The following is a 20,020-nucleotide window of genomic DNA, read 5'->3' as shown; positions in this document are numbered from 1 at the left end:
ACATCAGGGTTCTTTCTTTTATGTTTTGGCTAAAGCCCGTTTTCTATTGATATTTCAATCACTTATAATAAAAATCAATTCACCTTTGCTATAGTCTCGTTTGTCTGGTAATAGTCTGCTATATTCTTTATTTCTTCAAGGCTTAAATTCCACATAAAGTTCAGAAACTGCTGGTAACTTTCGCTTTGATTTTTAGGTTCTATTCTGTCAAGATACCGGTTCAGGTTATAATTTTTTCTCGCCTCGTATATTTTGGCAAAGCATTTTCCCAGCCAGCTTTTATAATATTTTTCCTCCTCTTCATCCTGCAAAAACTGCATGGCAGCATAAATCCCTAATCCATAATCTTCTGAATGGAAATAACTGGGTAAAATCTCCATCCTTGCTGTTTTCTGTAATGCGACAAACAGATCAGAAGGTTTTTCAGAAGCAGCGGGTGTTTTCAGTTCAGCAAATGTTCTTTTAAGCATTTCTATTCTTCTGGAAACCTCAGGGTGTGATGCCAGGGAATCTTTGTTCAGCTTTTCTTTGTAAAAGTTGTAGTTATACAGTGAGAAGTCTTCCTTTTTCATCCATTTTTCATTGAATGCCTGCTTGGGAAGATTGAAAAGTTTTTTGTAGGTTTCCACCTTTAATTCCCTTGGAGAGATGGTATCAAAATCCTGTAATCTCTGAAGAGCATTTACAAATTCGGCTTTTTTAAAATCACTGTTTCTAAAAATAACATATCCCAAAGAATCCGCCTGCATTTCACTTTGTCTCCTCTCCACTCCTTTCTTATAGACTGTATTTTTAAAAATATCAAAAGCCTTCTGATTCTGGCTCTGGCTTCTGCTTGTAGTAGTGGATTTTATATTCTCAACCACGATTTTATCCTGCTTATCCTGTTCAATGATTTTTAAAAAGGTTTTCAGGGAATGTTCTTCTATTTTGTGCCCGAGTTCATGGGAAATTACCGCAGCAATCTGCTCCTCATTATTCAGCCAGCTGTACAATCCCATATTGATAACAAACGTTCCGTCAGCAAGGCAATAAGCATTGGGAGTATTGTCTTTTGCAATCAGAATCTTCAGATCTTGTGGAATTTTAGGGTTATTCTTTTTCAGACGTTGAATCATAGATTGTATGCTGGCTTCAAATTCAGATTTGAAAATGAAATCCTTATTCTTCACCTGTTTTTCAAAATCAGTTCCGAATTCTTTATAAATTTTGGATAGTTCTGAGCCTGTTTTCCCGGAATATTGTGCCCTCAATCTTTTTACAGTAGCTTCATTATTCCCTTCAAAATACTTTAAAAATGCTTTTCTCTGTATATAATCTGCAGTATCTATCGGCTTATACATTTGGGTCATTCCCATAATCGAAAATAGAAAGCAACCCAATACAAAAAGTTTTCTGGTCATAGTTTTCATCAATAAGAACAAAAATAACTTATTTGTAGGTTCATTTTAAATTTTGTAGTCAAATTATTCTAAATTTGTTAAAGACCCATTCATGAAAAAATGAGAATACTGAAGTATATGATAGGCGGAGCTGTAGCAGGTGCAGCGGCTGCTTATTTTCTGGGATATGATTATTTATTTAGTGGTATTTCAAAAACTTATCTTAAAGGAAGATCAAGTGCGCATATTGATGACGGAAATCTTTTCCCAGGCAATCCTGTTGCTACCGTGGAACCCAAACTCTGGGAAGAAGATCCTGACTATAATAAAACTGAACTACCTAAACATTTAGTTGAGAACTTAAAACATTCCCGGACAGCAGCTTTTGTGGTGATCAGGAATGGGAAAATCCTTCATGAACAGTATTGGGGCGGCTACAATCAGCTATCACAAACCAATTCTTTTTCGATGGCCAAAGCAGTGACGGTAATGCTATTGGGAAAGGCTCTGGAAGAAGGCATTATTCCGGATATTGACAAAAGGCTTTCAGATTTTTATCCGGAATTTAAAAATAAAACATTCGGAAGCCAGGTTACGCTTAAAAACTTAGCGCAGATGGAAGCCGGACTGGACTGGGATGAAAATTACAACAATCCCTTTCTTCCCAATGCCAGGGCTTATTATGGGAAAAGCCTTGTAAAAGCAGTATTCTCAAGAAAATTTAAAGAAGAACCAGGAACCAGATTCGAGTACCAGAGCGGTTCTACGCAGCTTCTTGGCTTTGCTCTGCGAAAAGCACTGAATCAACCATTGGCAAGCTACTTATCAGAGAAATTCTGGGTCCCTTTGGGAATGGAACAAAATGCCAAATGGAGCACAGATGATTACGGTATGGAAAAAACCTATTGCTGTATTCATTCCAATGCAAGAGATTTTGCCAAACTTGGGCAGCTGTTTCTTGATAATGGGAAAGCCGGTGATCATCAAATCCTTAATGCAGACTTCATTGAAAAGATGAGAACTCCTACAGCAAAGTCTGAAAACATTTATGGAATGGGACTTTGGATTAATCATGACAATCCGGTTAAACATTATTATTTCCTGGGGCTACAGGGGCAATATATTATTATGGTGCCGGATCATAATATGGTTATTGTAAAAACCGGAAGCTATGCTAACAATCCTAAGAATGACAGAGGAAGGCCTGATCAGGTAAAATTCCTTGTAAACGAAATTGTACAATTATTCCAGTAAATGCTATGGAGAAATACAGCCCGAAAATAGATACCTATATTGAAAAATCACAGGATTTTGCCAAGCCTGTTCTGCATTATATCCGTGAAACGGTTCATGAGTTCTGCCCTGATGCTGAAGAAACCATGAAATGGAGTTTTCCTCATTTTATCTATAAAGGGAAAAACCTGTGTGCTATGGCTTCCTTCAAGCAGCACTGTACTTTTGGATTCTGGCTGGAAAAGGAAATGAAGACCATGCAGGAGATGGCTCAGGATATTGAGAAAAATTCAATGTTCAGCTTGGGAAAAATTACCAGAATTGAAGACCTCCCATCCAAACCTCAGCTGAAAAAGGCTATTAAAGAAGCGATGGAGCTTACGGATATGGGAGTTACCATGAAGAAAGCTGCTCCTTCTAAAACAGAAATGGAGGTCCCTGATTATTTTCAGTCAGCTCTCAATTCGCAGCCAAAAGCGCTGGAAGTTTTTAGAAAAGCTTCACCATCCTTCAGAAAGGAATATATTTCCTGGATCACGGAAGCCAAAACAGAAGCCACCAGAAATAAAAGAATGGAACAGGCTCTGGAATGGATTGCCGAAGGTAAAGGAAGAAACTGGAAATATGAAAAAAAGTAGATCTGATTACACCAAATTATTCTGAATCCTCAAAATTCCTGAAGGTAAGCAACAAGCTCAGTATATGATATATTGCCCTTCCTTCAATATTTTGCTGGTTTCAGATTCCTCAATAATGATATCATAATGCCCGGTTTGAGAAAAATCAAATGTTGAAATATAGATAACAACATTTCCTTTTTGCAGTCCTAAAGCTTCAGTATCTGCATCCCAATAGTCAACAAGTTTATATCCATAAAAGTCTTCCCGGGAAAGTTCATCTAATAAATAACTGATTTTAAATGTTTTACTTTCCATTCAAAAAAACAGTAAAAAGGGAAAAATAAGCAGAATTTTTGAATTAAAATAATTCCTAATGAAATCTGAAATTAGCTTCCGGTAATGTATTCTTTTTCAGGAACGCTTCATATTCCGGGGACAGCTTTGCACGCCCAAAGGTGTTATCTCCACTCATGCTTCCCAGACGAACTTTGTCTTTCCCAAATTTCCGGTTCATGGCATCCATTGCTTTCATTACGGGAAGATGCTGATTTTGTATATCTTCTTCAAAAAGGCTGATCTGTCTCTGATCTTCTGGTACAAAGTCATTCACCATCACTCCTGCCCTTTTATAATGAAATCCTTCTCTGTAAATAGCTTCAAAAAGCTCATTAACCACTCTCCCAATCAGAATGGATGAATTCGTAGGATTGGAAAGAATCCTTGTCATAGCATTTTTATACTCAGGCAGATCTTTTCTGAAACGATTGGTCTGTACAAAAACAGTAATCATTTTACAGCAGGTATTCTGCTTTCTCAGCCTTTCTGAGCAATACATTCCAAAAGTTTCTACCCGTTCTCTTACTTCTTCTTTATTCGTAAGCATCTGCATAAAGCTTCGGGTAACTGCTATTGATTTTTTAGGGGATGGTGCATCTAGTTCCAGCTGACGAATTCCCTTCAGCTCATTGATCATTCTTACTCCGTGAATTCCCATGATCTTCCGAACCCACATTTCAGGTTTCTGAAGAAGATCCCAGGCTTTATACACTCCGCTGTCATTCATTTTGGCGGCAAGCCTTCTCCCGATTCCCCATACATCTCCTATATTAAGCCATTTCAAAGCTTTTTCTATCTTTTCAGGAGTATCTAAAATATAAACTCCGTTAAAATTCTCCGGGAACTCTTTTACAATCCTGTTGGCTACTTTACATAAAGTCTTGGTAGGTGCAATTCCTATACTTACGGGAATGCTTTCCTTATCCTTGATTTCCTCTTTAATTTTAAGGCAGTATTCATAGATATCGATATACTTAAATCCTGTTAAATCAAGAAAAAGCTCGTCAATACTGTAAACTTCATGATCAAGAACGTAGGATTTAGCAATATTGATGACCTGCTGGCTTTTATAATTATATAATTCAAATTTTGCAGAAAAGCTTTTTACATCATGCTTCTGAAAAAGCTCTTTGTACTTGAATGCAGGAGCTGCCATAGGAATTCCCAGGTCTTTTGCCTCCTTACTTCTGGATACAACACATCCATCGTTGTTGGAGAGAACCACAACGGGTCTGCCTTCAAGATCAGGATCCAAAGTCCTTTCACAGGAAACAAAAAAATTGTTACAGTCTACCAGAGCATACATGACAATTGTATCGTAAATATTTGTACAAAATTATAGTTTTTAAAGAATAAAATAATCTTTTAGTTCATAATTAACATCATATTTAACAACCTGAAAAACAAATGGATATTTTTTTATAATACGACATGTTTTGTCGCATAGGCACTTTAATTTTGTTTTCAAAAACTTATTCTTTAAACAGCATTGTTCGAATAAATCATTTAACTTCTTTGTTATTGTTTGAACTAAAATTTAAATAAAACACGTCAAGTTTCGTCGCTTTCGTGCTATACTTTTGTCCTGTAACAAAATAAGAAATATGGACAAAGTAACCTTAGAACGAATTCAGAAACTTCACCCGTTGGTAAGAGATGAAGTAAAGCAAATTATCCAGGAATGTGACGAAGCACTGACCGGCAGAGCCAAGATACGGATCACTCAGGGATTAAGATCTTTTGAAGAACAGGAAAAACTTTATGCAATAGGAAGAATTACTTCAGGAAAAAAGGTGACCAACGCTAAAGCAGGGCAAAGCATCCACAATTATGGTCTTGCTGTAGACATCTGCCTGATGATTGACGGAAAAACAGCAAGCTGGGATACCGTAAAAGACTGGGATAATGATAAGGTTGCAGACTGGTACGAATGTGTAAAGATTTTTGCCCGTTATGGCTGGGACTGGGGCGGAAACTGGAAGACGTTTAAAGACCTTCCCCATTTTGAAAAAAAGAATATTCCATCTAAAAAAGGAACTGTAAAAACAAGCTGGAGAACGCTTTTAAAAATGCAAAGAGATAAGCAGGGTTATGTGATTTTATAACTCTCATCGATTTAAGATTAAAAAAGCCCGCCAACACATAACCCCCTGTTTTACAATACTATTTTTCAACAAAAATAATTAAAAATATTTATAATACGACAAGTTCTGACGCTTCCTCCATCTATATTTGCTTTATAAGAAAAACACCAAAAGCATCCTTATAATAAGCTTAAAACCAATAGACATTTTTTCGGAAATCTATTGGTTTTACTTGTCTAAAGTTGCTAAATGTTTCTTCTAAAAAATGAAAAAATAACATGAAAAAGACAACCATTCTTTCTTTGGACGGAGGCGGAATAAGAGGAATCATCACCTGTATTATTCTGCGTTACATAGAAGAACAGCTCCAGTATTATGATAAACCCACTGCAAAACTCGGGGATTATTTTGATCTGGTAGCAGGCAGCAGCACCGGAGGTCTGATTGCTTCTATTATTCTATGTCCCGACGAAACCCGAAAAGCAAAATATTCTATCCAGAAAGGATTGGAATTGTATGCGGAAAAGGGCGGCGATATCTTCCAGGTTTCCTTTTGGGAAAAACTGGTTAATCCATTCGGATTATTGAATGAAAAAATTCCACAGGAATCACTTGAAAGGAATTTAAATGACTTTTTTGGAAATTTAGAATTAAAAGAATTAATAAAACCATGTTTAATAACAAGTTATGATATAGAGAACAGAAGGGCAAAGCTTTTCAACTCATGGAAAGCCAATCTCAGCACAGATAATTTTTACGTGAAAGATGTCTGCAGGGCAACCTCGGCTGCTCCCACCTACTTCTGCCCCGTTCAGATTAAATCTATGTATGGACAGATCTTCAGCCTGATAGATGGTGGTATGTTTGCTAATAATCCAGCGCTATGTGCTTATGCAGAAGCCAGAAAAATTCCTTTTGCAGAAGTGTTAAAAAACCATCAGAAAGACAATCATCCGGGAGTAAATGATATGATAATTGTTTCCATCGGAACAGGAATAGAAGCAAGACCTTACTCTTTTAAAAAACTGCAGAAAGCTGGAAAAATAGGTTGGGTAAATCCTATTATTGATATCTTGATGTCTGCCAATGCAGAAACGGTAGATTATCAGCTGGGACAAATGTTTCAGACGTTGGGATTCAGAAATCAAAAAAATTATTACCGTTTGAACCCATCATTGAAAAATGCTTCCCCGGCAATGGATAATGTAAGAAGATCCAATATTGAGAACCTGATACAAGCAGGATTAAGTTATATTGATGATAACAGAGATACCCTGAACCAGATTGTTCAGAAACTCATTAAAAATAAAATATAAGCTTTTTACCTTATAATAACCCTATATAAGCTTTAAAGATTATATTTTAAAATTAGAAAATCTTTTTTAAATACGTCAAGTTTTGTCGTTTCGCCCCGCTACCTTTGGAGTATCAAAAAAGACGCAAAACAAACATCCATAAAAACTTTAAAAAGCCTTTGAATTCAACATTTCCCTATGCTGAACAGCCTGAAATATGTTCAAAATATAACCAACACCCAATTACACAAAACATGGAAACACCAGATCACAAAACAGATACCCTCTTCGATGAAGACCTTTATACCATAGAATGGAGCGATATCGAAAATGCTGAGATGGATTATGAAAACTATCTCAATGACATTGAAAACTTCTTCAGAGAAGATTTTGAAGAAGGAATACTTGAAGAAGATATTTTTTAAGTAAAAATTTAAAACACGACAAGTTCTGACGCTGTCCGACATTACCTTTATGATCTACAAACAGCAATCTCATTAATCATTTCCAACACCTTTGAATTCACCATTCACAAAATGCTGGACAGCCAGAACTATGTCTGAAAATTATAGCAATTATAAGCCTGTTATACCAAAATACAGGACATATAATCAATTTATTAACCAACAAATCACACAACGTTTTATGAAAACAAAAGAAGAACTAAAAAAATATTTCGAAAACGGAGATATCCCGGTACAGGAAGATTTCTGGGCTTTGATGGACTCTTATTGGCATAAGAATGAAAAAATTTCTGAAGGCGCTATTGAAAACTATGAGAAAGTAGTTCCATTTTTCAATGATAGCGGACTACTCAGTTCAGCAGTTATACTTACTATTCCTGTTGCTACAAATAAAATCCATGATGGTGCATTTGCGTACACAGGAATGTCATATCAAATCATAAAAGTAATTTTGAATGAAGGACTTGAGGAAATAGGATACTCTGCTTTCTTAGGACAAAATATTAAAAGTATCAAAACCCCTTCAACATTAAAAATTATTAGAGATCAAGCTTTTTGGGATCAAAAAAATATTATTAATGGACCAGATTCATTGGAAGAAATTATACTAAATGAGGGCTTGACAACTATTGGGGCACAAGCATTTTATTGCCCTAGAGCAACTGTTATTAAAGACTTATACATTCCCGATTCAGTAAAATCTGTTGGACAAAATGCTTTTGCAATTCCTTCGCTAAAAACAGTTTCAGCGCCGTCCGGTCTGGATTTAAGTAATACAGGAATTCCTTCTACTGCTACAATCACCTATAGATAGAACAAATATGAAGACAAAACAAGAATTAAAGCAATATTTCGAAAACGGAGATATTCCGGTACAGGAAGAATTCTGGGAGTGGCAGGAGTCATACTGGCATAAAGATGAGAAAATTCCGGCTGATAAACTAGACTATGATCTCACTCAAAAAGCAGATGTAACGGCATCTAATATAACTCCGCAAAATGCACAGCTCTGGAAAGATAAAATTGAAACTCAGACCTCTATTCAGGCTCCGCAATTGAACGGAAATGTCTTAACAGTATTTTATACAGGTGAGAATGGTGTTCAGCAAAGCAAATCGGTAGATTTAAGCAGCTTAGTAACACGTGATATAAGCATTCAAAACGCAGTATATGACGCCTCTCAAAATATTATTACCATTACCCAGAATGATGGTTCAGCCTTTCAGATTAATCTTTCGGAATTCAGTATCATTCCCAACACCAATGCAGATGGAAGTGTAACATTGTCACAGGAAGGACAGGAAAAAGTTATCCTGAAAAAAGTAGCTGTAACAGGCAGTTATAATGACCTTTCTGATAAGCCCACTTTTAGCGGGAATGATAATTTACAAAATGTCATCGACAGAGGTAACGGAACAACCAAGCCTATTATTTTTCAGCCAAGCCAGGGCAGAGCAGGCGAAATTAATTTCAGTCCTACAACCTATTCATTCTGGTTTGGAAATTTAAATACAGATCACACCGGAGCTTACGGACTGGGAATTGGTTATAATACATTATCAAAATTAACCACTGGAGCAAATAACGTAGCACTCGGGTCTTATGCTTTAAATGAAACCACCACAGGAAGATGGAATACCGCAACTGGTGTGTCAAGCGGAACTAAACTTACAACAGGTAATTTTAATGCCTTTTTCGGAACACAGGCGGGAACTGAAACAACAACAGGAAATGGAAATACGTATATCGGAGATGAGGCAGGAAACAAAAATATTGCCGGCTCCAATAACACTGCGCTGGGCCTTGGAGCCGCTTATTCCTTAACTAATGGAACCCAGAATACTTTTTTAGGTGCTTTTGCCGGAAATGTTCATGGTAAAACAACAGGATCCGGCGCATGGGGTTACAATACTTTCATTGGATACAATGCCGCTTCTACTACTCATGCTATGGGAGTTTGGGGTGACAACAATGTTGTTATTGGCTGTAATGCCCCGTTAGGAGGTTCAACATCTAACAAACTGGTTATTGAATCAAATCCGGTAGCAAGACGCCATGATCTTGTAACTCCTTTAATTGGTGGTGACTTTGCGGCAAGAACCTTGGATTTTGACGCTGTTGTTTCTGCGAAAAGGACCCCTTTAGCAGATAACACTTATACAAAAGTAGCGGTTCTGAATTCCGGTAATGTATTGGGATATAAAAACCTTTCCGACTTCCAAAACTGCATTCCTCTCACAGGAACAGAAGTGAACAATCCCGTTTCCGGTCATATCCAGTTTGAGAATTCCGAAGCACCGGAAATTGAATCTCTTCTTTATAAAATCAATACTCAGGACGGAATTAAAAACCAGGTAGGTTTCTTTCCAAGCGGAGTTTTGATCACATCAGGCAGTGTAGATAATTCTATACAATCGAATTTAGATGTCAGTAAAGATTACGGTATATTGGCAAGAGCATATGGTGCAAAACTTAGTTTAAGTAATGCCGGAGCCTCTTTAACGAGCTTTGCCGATCATTCTGACGGAAAAGGAATCATGGTAAGCAATTATCCAGATGAACCTGTTATGGTAGAACATCAAGTCTCTAATGCCAGAGGATTAAGTTCTAAAACTTATTTTGGAGACAATGCACAGGAAAATGACTACATCCAGAAACAATATGCAGATAAGCAACATTCTTACAGCACCAAAGAAGAACTGACAGGCGGAAAGTGGATCAATGGCAAGCCTGTTTATAAAAAAACCTTGTATCTGGATCAGATTCCGAGAACAGGTGAAATCGATTTGAGACCTGAATTCCCGGACCTTGAAACCATTATCTCCAATGAAATGTTTACAGAATGGTATGATCTTAAAACCGCATTTGCAGGTAACCAATGGCGAACAAAAGCCTACATCACCATCGAAAGGGAAATGGCTATCATCGAACTATTGAACATACCTGATTATGACTATTCCCGTATCAACTCATTTACTCTAACCCTTGAGTATACAAAAAAATAAACAAAGATGCCAACAAATAATACATCAGCAAAATCCGCATTTACTGTCGGAAAATCCTTAATAGGAGAAGGAATTATTAACTACAAAGAAACAAACCCTATGAATACCAATAACGCATCACAATCACTTTTCAGATTTGTAAGTCTGAGAAACCCGCAATTAACAGAAATTAAAGACAAAAACTTAGGATTTATCCACAGACCTAAAGGGGTAACCGGTCTTTTTGACACAGCAGTCGTTGGAAGACCTGCCAAAACTTTAAAATTTACAGCGATGAAAAGAGCTGCCGGTGAGTTTAACAATTCCGGATTCGAAAGTGAAAAGAAAATCGAAGAAGGAGCATTTAAAGACCTTCTGGTAATCGGAAGAAAGCTTTCTAAAAAAGAAACATTAGAAAGCGCTGACTGGACATTCGTTACCGATTATTACAAAAGCCTTATTAACACCAACAGACAGCTAAACGCAGAAGGGATTGCTATATTTTCCCAGCTTTGGAATAATTATATCTATCAGATTGTTACCCAGGGAGATTTCTATATTAAAGAAGCAATCAGCCACATTTTAATGGCTATTCAGCTCGGTTTTGCCAGCAATCAGGATCTTACGGATCCGGAAATCATCAAAATTAATGGGGAAAAACCATTGGAAAAAGCAATGGATGGAAAAATCATACTTCCTACTATTCTATTTTCAGAAGATACGGAAACGGCTTCTTTAGTTTCATCTGTAAACGCTGAAGGTTCTGAACCCGCTTTGGCAGCAAGAACAGTTCAGAGATTAGAATCTGAAGCAAGAGCTTCTTTTGTATCCAGTAAAGCCATCCACAGAAAAGAATCTCTGAACACACTGAATTCCGAGCTGGAAAAACTTCAGAAAAAGTTCTATAAATCCAGATATCAAGCCTACCAGGCCGAGTATTCCAAATATATGGCAGAAAACAAAGAACGTTTGGAACTGTATGACAGAAAGTTGGCCGAAGTAGACAGTAAAATCACTCCGGACATGTCCGAAGAAGAAAAAGAACGTCTTTACAGCACTTTGAAAGAATATGAAGTTGCTCCTTTCGTATTTACGTACAAAAATGAAATCAATTTGGAAGATTTGCAGGCAAAGCTTTCTCCGGAATCTTTCGACCTTTTTGTAGAACTTTTCGGTGAATCTACAACCAGCCTAACTTCTTTGGCAGAAGATACAGACAGCCTACAGATCCTTTCCCATGATACCTTAAGAATGGGAGCTCAGACCATTGTTCTTGATGATGAAATTGAAAGCTATGCTGATGCTTTACTTGTTGTAAGAAGCAATATCTCTGCTTCCATGGAGACGGCACTTCAAAACAGCCCTCTTCCGGAACAGCAGTATGCCAATATCGGCGGAGCTTCAATACCTTTGGTTCAGAATACAGCCAGAACACCAATGGCATACAGTTTATATGCGCACAGTGCTTATATCGTAGCAGGCAGCAGAGGATTTGTTAATTTTTCTTTTGAGGTTGAAGATGTTTCGTGGAGTGTTGCCAATGCTAAAATTACGGCTACAACAGATGCTGCCGGAACTTTCGAAGAAAACTACAGCAATATTCCTGTGGTAGATAATAAGATTACTTTACCTGCGACTTTGGTAAACAGATTCAGAACCAGCTTTAGTTTCAAAATAGAAATCATTTTTGATAACGGAAGCCAGGCTTATGGAGAGATTGCCACACAATATCTGAAAGAAGACCTAAACCTTACCGGAATACTGACTCTGAAGCGTGCAGCAGTGGAAAACCCAGGAACACCTGAACCAGGTACAACCCAAAAACGTAAAAATTTCGGGATCAAAAGATTGGGAGTAGCAGATTATATGAAAGTAGTGCAAAGTGTTCATGCTTATGTTCCGGGAGAAGTGTCCAATATTGAGAACGTTATGGCAAGCGAACTGAGACATAAGTCTTCCGTTTCCAGAGAATATTCTGAAGTTACAGATACCACTTCCAAATCTCAGGAAACAGAGAAAATGTCAGACACTTCCAAAACTTCCAGAACGGATATGCAGACCGAGGTTGCGAAAGAAATTGAGAAGCAGCAAAGTATTTCTGCGTACACAAGATTCAGCTATGGAAATGACAGCGCTATGAAGTTTGAAATCGGAGCGGACTATGCCAATAATACCGCTCAGCACGACAGTACAAGACAGGCTGTGATGAAATCTCAGGAAATTACAGAAAGGGCAATGGAAAGAGTTCTTACCAAAATTTCAGAAGAAAGAGTTCAGAAAATTATCAAGGAATATACAGAAACCAACGTTCATGAATATGATAACAGAGGAAAAGTAACCAATACTGATAACGCTGAGGCAGCACAGCCTAAGCACATTACCGGAGTTTACAGATGGATCGACAAGAAAATGAAGAACCAGATCTACAACTATGGCAAGCGTACGATGCTTGAATTTATGGTTCCTGAACCTTCAAGATTACACCGTCTGGCTCTTACTGTTGCCAAAGCTCAGGTGCTTAAGGCTCCTGTAGATCCAAGAAAAGCACCGGAACCATGGTTAATGGCAGATCCAAAATCCGCAACGATTGTACAGATCCAGCATTGGGCTCAGGAATATGGAGTAGCTTTAGAAGCATTCCCGGAAGCAACCAAACAGGTTATTCATACAGCTTCCAGCGTTCCTCAGACAAATGATGATTTCGGAATTGATTATACACAGTTTACCATCCCGGACAATTATGCCGGAAAAAACGCAAGTTTCAATTGCGTATCAACAAGAAACAGAGGCGGAGGATGGTCAGGGTCTCGTTATTCTGAAGTATTCTTCTCTAATTTTAAAGGAGATATGATTGGCCGTTCTGAACGTGGTGGAGACCTTGTTTTTGGCGAAGGATCATCTGGTTTCAATATCACAGGTAATGTATCTTTCCAGGTGAAGGGCCACAACGTAAGAAGTTATACCATCAAAGTCGTTGTGAACTGTGAGCTGAGCGATGCCTTTATCAACAAATGGAAAACAGACAGTTTTAATGATATTATTAAAGCCTATGAAGCTGCTTATGCCAAATTCCAGGAAGATCAGGCAAGACTGGACGCAGAGCAAAAAGAAAAAGAAGCTCAGCTTAAAGAAAGACAGGATACGTTCTACCGTTATATGGAACATGATGTCTTAAAGCACAACTGTATCGCTTATTTATTACAGGATTACCTTTATACACTAGGCCAGGAAACAACCAACGGTGCTGATGAGAAAACAACCATGGATAATTTCCAGGTATACCTGAATGAAAATCTGGACAGATATACAGCCCTTGCCAAGTTTATGGAACAGGCATTTGAATGGGAAATCATGGATTACACCTTCTATCCTTACTATTGGGCCAACCGCAAGAGCTGGCAGGAATTCTATATCAGCGAGAGTATGGACCCATTGTTCAGAAGTTTCTTACAGGCGGGTATGGCAAGGATTATCGTTACCGTAAAACCAGGTTTCGAAACAGCCGTTCAGTTCTTCCTTGAAACAGGATTGATCTGGAATGGCGGATCTGTTCCGGTAATCGGCGACCCAATGTACATGAGTATCGTGGACGAAATGAGACAGCCTACCGGAGAACCTCAGGGCAAATACTGGATTACCAGAGTGCCTACTACGCTTACTATTCTTCAAGATAAGTCTACAGGGCTTGCAGTGGATCAGCCATTGCCAATTTTCCCGGAAACAAATCCGGATAATTGTGAAAACCCTAAAGAACTGGAGTTTGAAACAAGTTTTGAGCAGAGAGATACACAATTAAATCATAGTACAGATCCAACAACTTTGCCAAAAGAATTAACAACAATTATCAATAAATAATAATGTTTAACCACTTTCTCAACAAATTCCTCTTTTTAAGAGGAGTTTGAGGGAAAGTTAAAAATGAATTATGTATAATTATAGACCAATAGGAATAAATTCAGCCAAAATAATAGCGGATGAAGAGAGAGAGGAGAGGGCTAATATCCCAAATGCTCAAAAATATAAAGGGACAATAAATAATTTATTTAAAGATGATAAAAAATTTTCACAGATAGCAAACAATATTGTAAGCAGGAATCCTTATATAAAAATAGAGCGTATAAAAGAATTTTATGATCAAATTATTAAAGGCAATGAAGAGCTTCTAAAAGTTGAAGATAATATTAAACAATATATGTCAAACTATTAAATTTTCAAGTTCCTAAAAAAGCAGTTGATCGGTTAACTGCAATTAATGGAAAACTTCAATTCATTAAAGGCAACGACGAGAAACAAAGTAAAAATGTTAATATGGATTATTTTTCAGTACGAATTGATAAAATGCCTACTTTTGGAGGACAATTATCTGATGCAGGAATGTTATATAAAAAAATTAGGGATAATTTTTTAACTTTATCAAAAGGAACTGTATCTTTTGAATCTAATTGTAGAGAAATAACAATAGGTGGAAATTGGGAATTTATACCATACCCTAATCAACCCAAAGAAGAACTAAGGCGATGGGAAAAACAACTTGGAGGAGCAATTTTTGAAATTAAAGCAGGAGGTGATTTTATTGCTAGAACAACAGGTGATGATGGTGCAGTTCTTGAAAGTGAATCTTCACAAGATAGTTGGATTTTTACTACGGTTTTTACCCCTGAAAGTGATACACAACCATTTTCTGGTCACAGACAGTTTGGAATACATAAAGATAAAGAAGGAAACTATCGATTTTTTGCTCGAGCTATAGATAGAGTTTGGCCTAAAGATTTTATATCATTTTGGAACGGTAAAGAATGTACGGTTTTAGATTATTTGAACATAGCAGATGCTACATGGAATAATTTAATGAATAATGTATCAAAATTCGTAAATGGTAATGGAGGAAAAACAACTATAATGCCTGCAGATATTAAGAGAGTCAACTTTAATATCTTTTTTAAAAAATTTAGGTCTAACAAGCCTGTTAACTTTGTCGGAAATGTAGATCAGTTTAAAACCTATAATTAAAATATGAATAACTTAAAATTAAAAAGCATTTCAATTTCTTCTATTGTAATTTACCTACTTAAAGTATGGATTTTCACCAATATAATTTCGTCGTTCTGCTTAATAATTATTGAAAAATTGACAATTGAAGAAAAATTAAATAAAAATTTTTTATTTCAAAGTGTTTTTTGGGAGCTTGCTTTTTATATAACAATTATCGGATTAGTTCTATCCATTCCAACAATAATAATTTTGGCTTTATTGATGAAAATGATAACCAATAATAAATTAATAATAATTTTAGTTTCTATACTCTTGATAAGTGTAACTTTTTACTTTACAGGATCAATGTCAATGAAAAATACGAAAATGATTATTCCATTACCTCCATTCATTTATTCGATAATCAGTGCATTTTTAATTTTAATAATAAATTTTAGAAAAAATTCCAATTAGCCTAACTTAGATCCGTCTTATAAATAATTATCTATACTAGCAAAATTGTAAGGCAAAGGTTTACTTCTATCTCCCAACAAGATTAAGAATAAATTTTAACCGCAACTGTGAGGGTTGCGGTTTTTAATGTTTGAAAGAGTTAGATATAAAACTACAAGAAGTACCTTAGAGAAAATACTGGATCACTAGAATCCCTACTACCTTAACGATCCTTCAGGATAAATCCACAGGACTTCCGGTAAATCAGCCATTACCGATTTTCCCTGAAAATGCCCCTGAGAATTGTGAAAACCCTTCAGAATTGGAGTTTGAAACAAGTTTCAGATTGGATGAAGATGCACAATTACAGCATGGAGATAAGGAAACAAGCACCTTAGATTAAAATATTTAATGAAATTGTGGCATAAAGCCGCCATTTCTTTTTTAACACTTAACACTTATAAAATGAAATCAATAAAAGCATTAGGATCTCATGATATAGCTTCATTAAAGATGCCTAAAATAACCAAAATAAGTGGCTTGGGACTTTCTCCGGAAAATAAATATGGTCTTTTAAATGGAAGCGGCCTTACCTACTACCACAAGTTTTTAGCTTATGGAGATATAAATAAATTGGTGGATGAATATAACGATCCCAAATTTCTAAAAACTCATACCGATGCTGATCTATTAATATTTTACTTACTTGGAAGCAAAAATGAATTATATATTACCATTACCGGGAGATCAAAAGATTACAATAAATTATTAAGCTCTCAACAAGAATTTAAATATGAAGGATTTAAGAATAATATAACATTTAAAGAATATGTTATCAATAATATCATTAATGACAGACAACAAGGGTTTTCTTTTTCTCACGATGAAATTTCAACAGCTATTGATGATGCGATATCAGATTATCAATTTATTATAAGCGAACAAAATACCAAGCAGGAATCCAGATTTGCCATTCCAAGCCAGGTTTTAAAAAACAAAGTAAATTTAAAAGAGCAAGGTACTATAAAAGCTTTACAGGAAGTAAACAGAACCATTGCCAAAATGAGAGCGGAAGAAAAACATGCCTATAATGAATGGATCATTTCTAAAGCGGACCCCATAATTATTTTGGAATTCATTTGAACAATAATAAAGATATTTCTCTAAAAGATTTAAAACAGCTTATTACTCAATTGAAAGATTATAAAAAGAATATGGGTGGGCTTAAAGACGGAAGAATCACCAATATTGAAGATATGAATTCCTTCGTAGAGCAAAACCTTACTGCTGGAGGAAGTATGTTCAAATGGTTCATTGATGCTCCTTTCTTCAGTTTGGATATGGAAACCAGGAAAAAATACATCGAAATGTATTGTGGAGAAGAATCTGCTTTCCCAAGATTCAGTATTTCAGGAGGAATCTCTAATGGAGATATTGTTGCCGCATTATTTAAAACCTGTTCTAATAAGCAGGAGCTTTTTGATATTATAATCTGCTTAGAGCAAGATGGAAAACTCTTTCATTTGCTTAATAACTTAAAATTTCAGGTATTTTCCCAAGTATGTACTATTATCACAGGAGTTTATATGACCTACATTAAAAAGGGAGAAATGAACAAAAAGTATGCGGATTCCCTGGAATTTGGCAGACAGGTTTTATTTGATAACAGAACTTTCGGGAATCGTAATATTGAAGAATTTGATACAAAACACAACAAATTAAAATTCACAACAGATCTCAATCTTTTTGTAAAAGTTGGAAAAATGAGTCTTGCTGCTCCTTTTCTATCAAATATGACAAGAGAAGATCTGCAAAAACCTATTTCCTGTAATCCTCTTGACATCATAAGCGTAACTCCAGTAGAAGATATTGAAAAATATAAACTGAAAAAAGGTGAAATCTATTTACTTCCTGCTTGTTTTGTGTATCTCTTATATAATGAAGAAACATGGGAAACCAATATACTTGCTGCAGAAGTTACGATACAATTAGCCTTCTGCCTTCTTGGAGTGGTAGAAATTATGGCCGCAGTAGAAGCAGGAAGTACAATAGGAGTTGCTTATTCTACCGGAGTGATAATTGATGCCAGCTTTGGAGCTACTATGTTCCAAACATTCACTAAAGATCATCCCGTAATTACAAAATACATCCATTATGCAATGTGGGCACGCTTAGTAACCGATTTCATTAATATCAAAGGATTATCACAAGAACTCAAGGCTTCAATAAATGCAAAGAAAATTAATTTTGAACCTTATGAGGCAACAATAGATGGAGTGAAAATTATAAAAGGAACAAAAAAAACCTATCAGCCCCTTTCTATTGGAGCCCTCAGTATTATTCCCCCCGCTATCCCTGCATTTTATACATTACAGGGAGGGAGAAAATTATTATTTTATTTACAAGGAATAAAGGAATCAATAACAGATGTTACCATTTTCTTTAAAGGAGCTGAAGTTTTTTCAGGCAGTAAATCCGCCGCAAAAGAATTTATGGATGCAGCTGTAGTAGTTTATAAAAATGAGGGAAAGACAGCCATGGAAGACTTCTTTTTTGCAAGACGAGCATCCGAAGATTCTAGACTTTTGCATTCGCAAACTGGAGAAACTAAAGTAGGTAAACTTATAAAAAAGAAAAAAATTACAGCATATTATTATGAGTTACACGATTACCAATTCGGCAAAAGAACGTGGCAAAAAACAGGTCTTGAAGCCCATCCCAAGGATGCATTTGAATGTAAAATACAACTAGCAAATCCTCAGGACTTCCCTTTAATTGGTAATAAAAATTATTTATATGGGGATCTTTTTATTCCTTATGATCTTACATCTGCAATACAGGCAAATAAAACAGGGCTTACTGATCTTAGTCTTGGAGAAATTATGCTTAATGATGGTTACATGACATTAAGAAAAGATTTAGGACATGATATGGACGGTATTATGGGACAATGGCAAAAAAATGATGCATATATTGATTATCCTGACCAACAATCCGTAATTTATCCCAGTTAAAATATGAAATGTTGGGAAAACCTATCACTAAAGAAAATCTGGAGGCAGCAGCACTAACTACCTTTACAGGTAAATGGGCAAAAAGTAAAGGTTTTGTAAAACCAGAGCTTTATAATTCTGCAGAGCAATTAGGTGAAATACAACCGCTAGGAGATATTGACAAAGTAACTAATATTGTATTTATCTTTAAAAAATAAAATTATGTCAGAAGAAAAACAACAAATTATTTTAGTTTCAACAAAGAACTATATTACTGAAGGTATAAAAAGTACAGAAGGCAACCGTAAGATATTATTTGTAAATCCTCAATTAAAAGATCATACTTTTTTAGAAAAAGAAGTTTTTAAATCTATTTTCGGAGAAAATTTAGGCAAAGAAGATTTATTTTTAGAGCCTGGTTCTTATGAGAATATTGTTAAGGCATATGAACATATATTACAAAACCTTTTAAAGGACGAACATAGAATACCTGAAGAATATACTAATGATAGAATAAACTATTTTAGAGAATATATAAAAGAACAGTGGGCAAATGACAATTTAACTTTGGAGGAGCAAAATAATGCTAAATATAGTGACATCTATGAAGCATTAGGTGAGTATTACATTGTATTTATGCGATCTCCTAAAAGCATGATTCCTTACAAGTTTAATAACAATTATCTACATTTTAAATCTCTTTACAACAGTGGCGCTCCACTATACATTAGTAAACTTTTAGATTATAATGATTTAGAATCTTAAAAAACTTATTATTTAAGACTTTTTTAGGATAAGTAACCACATATACTTTCTCATAAAGATTTTCTTCCCATAGATAATAAGCCACAGCGTGCTGTGGCTTATATTTTTTTAAATTAAAAGCCAGCCATATTCTTGTTATATTAGTCACATGTAAAAATTGAAGAGAGTGAAAGAAAAAGATTTAACATGTAACCGTTTAGATGGCGGAGGAGTTCCTATATATTATCACAATGGCAGCCCTTTTACAGGTATTGTTTTACGGTACTATGACACTGGCGAGCTTTTTTGCGAAGAGGAATATAAAGACGGCTATCAGGAAGGACGGTTCAGATCTTATCATAAAAACGGTAAAAAATATACAGAATATAAAGCCCATAACAACGTAGAATACGACGGAACTTATAAAAAATGGGATGAAAATGGTAATTTGACGGCATAAA

General features: G+C 35.8%; 19 protein-coding genes. 16 read left to right on the top strand and 3 right to left on the bottom strand.

All coding sequences use genetic code 11. The annotated features are described in order from the left end of the window. Positions 1–74: 74 nt before the first annotated feature. On the bottom strand, positions 75–1,403 hold the full coding sequence (locus tag EL165_RS17155) for a M48 family metalloprotease (protein ID WP_126358667.1): 1,329 nt from the start codon (positions 1,401–1,403) through the stop codon (positions 75–77). Between the two features lie 99 nt (positions 1,404–1,502). On the opposite strand from EL165_RS17155, the gene EL165_RS17150 reads away from it, so the two are divergent. Continuing rightward, positions 1,503–2,636, top strand: coding sequence for a serine hydrolase domain-containing protein (locus EL165_RS17150; RefSeq protein WP_002982577.1), 1,134 nt, complete (start codon positions 1,503–1,505; stop codon positions 2,634–2,636). A gap of 5 nt (positions 2,637–2,641) precedes the next feature. After that, positions 2,642–3,253 (top strand): YdeI/OmpD-associated family protein, encoded by a 612-nt coding sequence (locus tag EL165_RS17145; protein WP_002982572.1) that lies wholly within the window; start codon positions 2,642–2,644, stop codon positions 3,251–3,253. A 57-nt stretch (positions 3,254–3,310) separates the two neighbouring features. Here the strand turns inward: EL165_RS17145 and EL165_RS17140 are convergent, their stop codons facing one another. Together EL165_RS17140 and EL165_RS17135 are read right to left on the bottom strand one after the other, a co-directional pair. Continuing rightward, positions 3,311–3,550: a hypothetical protein gene (locus EL165_RS17140; protein WP_002982568.1), complete on the bottom strand. Its 240-nt coding sequence runs from the start codon at positions 3,548–3,550 to the stop codon at positions 3,311–3,313. A gap of 55 nt (positions 3,551–3,605) precedes the next feature. After that, entirely contained in the window at positions 3,606–4,877 is a 1,272-nt protein-coding gene (locus tag EL165_RS17135; protein WP_002982566.1) for a Y-family DNA polymerase, read from the bottom strand. Positions 4,878–5,175: 298 nt separating this feature from the next. On the opposite strand from EL165_RS17135, the gene EL165_RS17130 reads away from it, so the two are divergent. The 14 genes from EL165_RS17130 to EL165_RS17070 all read left to right on the top strand — a co-directional run bounded on the left by EL165_RS17130 (position 5,176) and on the right by EL165_RS17070 (position 20,019). Beyond that, positions 5,176–5,676, top strand: coding sequence for a M15 family metallopeptidase (locus EL165_RS17130; RefSeq protein WP_002982563.1), 501 nt, complete (start codon positions 5,176–5,178; stop codon positions 5,674–5,676). 257 nt (positions 5,677–5,933) lie between these two features. After that, the gene (locus EL165_RS17125; RefSeq protein WP_002982560.1) at positions 5,934–6,971 is read left to right on the top strand and encodes a patatin-like phospholipase family protein; all 1,038 of its coding nucleotides are present in this window, start codon (positions 5,934–5,936) and stop codon (positions 6,969–6,971) included. A gap of 233 nt (positions 6,972–7,204) precedes the next feature. Then, entirely contained in the window at positions 7,205–7,375 is a 171-nt protein-coding gene (locus tag EL165_RS25885; RefSeq protein ID WP_164720339.1) for a hypothetical protein, read from the top strand. 220 nt (positions 7,376–7,595) lie between these two features. Next, a complete protein-coding gene (locus EL165_RS17120) occupies positions 7,596–8,228 on the top strand; it encodes a leucine-rich repeat domain-containing protein (RefSeq protein WP_041461969.1) in 633 nt (210 codons plus the stop codon). 7 nt (positions 8,229–8,235) lie between these two features. Further along, on the top strand, positions 8,236–10,419 hold the full coding sequence (locus EL165_RS17115) for a hypothetical protein (RefSeq protein ID WP_002982551.1): 2,184 nt from the start codon (positions 8,236–8,238) through the stop codon (positions 10,417–10,419). A gap of 6 nt (positions 10,420–10,425) precedes the next feature. Continuing rightward, a complete protein-coding gene (locus EL165_RS17110; protein WP_002982549.1) occupies positions 10,426–14,253 on the top strand; it encodes a hypothetical protein in 3,828 nt (1,275 codons plus the stop codon). A gap of 70 nt (positions 14,254–14,323) precedes the next feature. After that, entirely contained in the window at positions 14,324–14,605 is a 282-nt protein-coding gene (locus EL165_RS17105) for a hypothetical protein (RefSeq protein ID WP_126358666.1), read from the top strand. Between the two features lie 101 nt (positions 14,606–14,706). After that, positions 14,707–15,408: a hypothetical protein gene (locus EL165_RS17100; RefSeq protein ID WP_126358665.1), complete on the top strand. Its 702-nt coding sequence runs from the start codon at positions 14,707–14,709 to the stop codon at positions 15,406–15,408. Between the two features lie 3 nt (positions 15,409–15,411). Then, complete coding sequence (locus EL165_RS17095; protein ID WP_002982543.1) at positions 15,412–15,843, top strand: hypothetical protein; 432 nt, start codon at positions 15,412–15,414, stop codon at positions 15,841–15,843. Positions 15,844–16,287: 444 nt separating this feature from the next. Beyond that, positions 16,288–16,965, top strand: a complete 678-nt coding sequence (locus EL165_RS17090) for a hypothetical protein (RefSeq protein WP_041461968.1) — start codon at positions 16,288–16,290, stop codon at positions 16,963–16,965. Further along, complete coding sequence (locus tag EL165_RS17085; RefSeq protein ID WP_002982536.1) at positions 16,962–18,836, top strand: hypothetical protein; 1,875 nt, start codon at positions 16,962–16,964, stop codon at positions 18,834–18,836. Before EL165_RS17090 ends, EL165_RS17085 begins: the two co-directional genes overlap by 4 nt. An 8-nt stretch (positions 18,837–18,844) precedes the next feature. Next, on the top strand, positions 18,845–19,033 hold the full coding sequence (locus EL165_RS17080; RefSeq protein ID WP_002982534.1) for a hypothetical protein: 189 nt from the start codon (positions 18,845–18,847) through the stop codon (positions 19,031–19,033). 4 nt (positions 19,034–19,037) lie between these two features. After that, positions 19,038–19,580 carry a hypothetical protein gene (locus EL165_RS17075; RefSeq protein ID WP_041461967.1) on the top strand — a complete coding sequence of 181 codons (543 nt, stop codon included), beginning with the start codon at positions 19,038–19,040 and terminating at the stop codon, positions 19,578–19,580. Positions 19,581–19,746: 166 nt separating this feature from the next. Beyond that, positions 19,747–20,019 (top strand): toxin-antitoxin system YwqK family antitoxin, encoded by a 273-nt coding sequence (locus EL165_RS17070; protein ID WP_002982528.1) that lies wholly within the window; start codon positions 19,747–19,749, stop codon positions 20,017–20,019. Position 20,020: the final 1 nt, after the last annotated feature.

The organism is Chryseobacterium gleum, assembly GCF_900636535.1.
GTDB lineage: Bacteria > Bacteroidota > Bacteroidia > Flavobacteriales > Weeksellaceae > Chryseobacterium > Chryseobacterium gleum.
This window is presented reverse-complemented; position numbering and strand designations above follow the sequence as displayed.

Bases quoted from the DNA above. Each gene is read 5' to 3' on its own strand.
- EL165_RS17155 (WP_126358667.1), bottom strand. From the start codon at position 1,403: ATGACCAGAAAACTTTTTGTATTGGGTTGCTTTCTATTTTCGATTATG.
- EL165_RS17150 (WP_002982577.1), top strand. From the start codon at position 1,503: ATGAGAATACTGAAGTATATGATAGGCGGAGCTGTAGCAGGTGCAGCG.
- EL165_RS17145 (WP_002982572.1), top strand. From the start codon at position 2,642: ATGGAGAAATACAGCCCGAAAATAGATACCTATATTGAAAAATCACAG.
- EL165_RS17140 (WP_002982568.1), bottom strand. From the start codon at position 3,550: ATGGAAAGTAAAACATTTAAAATCAGTTATTTATTAGATGAACTTTCC.
- EL165_RS17135 (WP_002982566.1), bottom strand. From the start codon at position 4,877: ATGTATGCTCTGGTAGACTGTAACAATTTTTTTGTTTCCTGTGAAAGG.
- EL165_RS17130 (WP_002982563.1), top strand. From the start codon at position 5,176: ATGGACAAAGTAACCTTAGAACGAATTCAGAAACTTCACCCGTTGGTA.
- EL165_RS17125 (WP_002982560.1), top strand. From the start codon at position 5,934: ATGAAAAAGACAACCATTCTTTCTTTGGACGGAGGCGGAATAAGAGGA.
- EL165_RS25885 (WP_164720339.1), top strand. From the start codon at position 7,205: ATGGAAACACCAGATCACAAAACAGATACCCTCTTCGATGAAGACCTT.
- EL165_RS17120 (WP_041461969.1), top strand. From the start codon at position 7,596: ATGAAAACAAAAGAAGAACTAAAAAAATATTTCGAAAACGGAGATATC.
- EL165_RS17115 (WP_002982551.1), top strand. From the start codon at position 8,236: ATGAAGACAAAACAAGAATTAAAGCAATATTTCGAAAACGGAGATATT.
- EL165_RS17110 (WP_002982549.1), top strand. From the start codon at position 10,426: ATGCCAACAAATAATACATCAGCAAAATCCGCATTTACTGTCGGAAAA.
- EL165_RS17105 (WP_126358666.1), top strand. From the start codon at position 14,324: ATGTATAATTATAGACCAATAGGAATAAATTCAGCCAAAATAATAGCG.
- EL165_RS17100 (WP_126358665.1), top strand. From the start codon at position 14,707: ATGGATTATTTTTCAGTACGAATTGATAAAATGCCTACTTTTGGAGGA.
- EL165_RS17095 (WP_002982543.1), top strand. From the start codon at position 15,412: ATGAATAACTTAAAATTAAAAAGCATTTCAATTTCTTCTATTGTAATT.
- EL165_RS17090 (WP_041461968.1), top strand. From the start codon at position 16,288: ATGAAATCAATAAAAGCATTAGGATCTCATGATATAGCTTCATTAAAG.
- EL165_RS17080 (WP_002982534.1), top strand. From the start codon at position 18,845: ATGTTGGGAAAACCTATCACTAAAGAAAATCTGGAGGCAGCAGCACTA.
- EL165_RS17075 (WP_041461967.1), top strand. From the start codon at position 19,038: ATGTCAGAAGAAAAACAACAAATTATTTTAGTTTCAACAAAGAACTAT.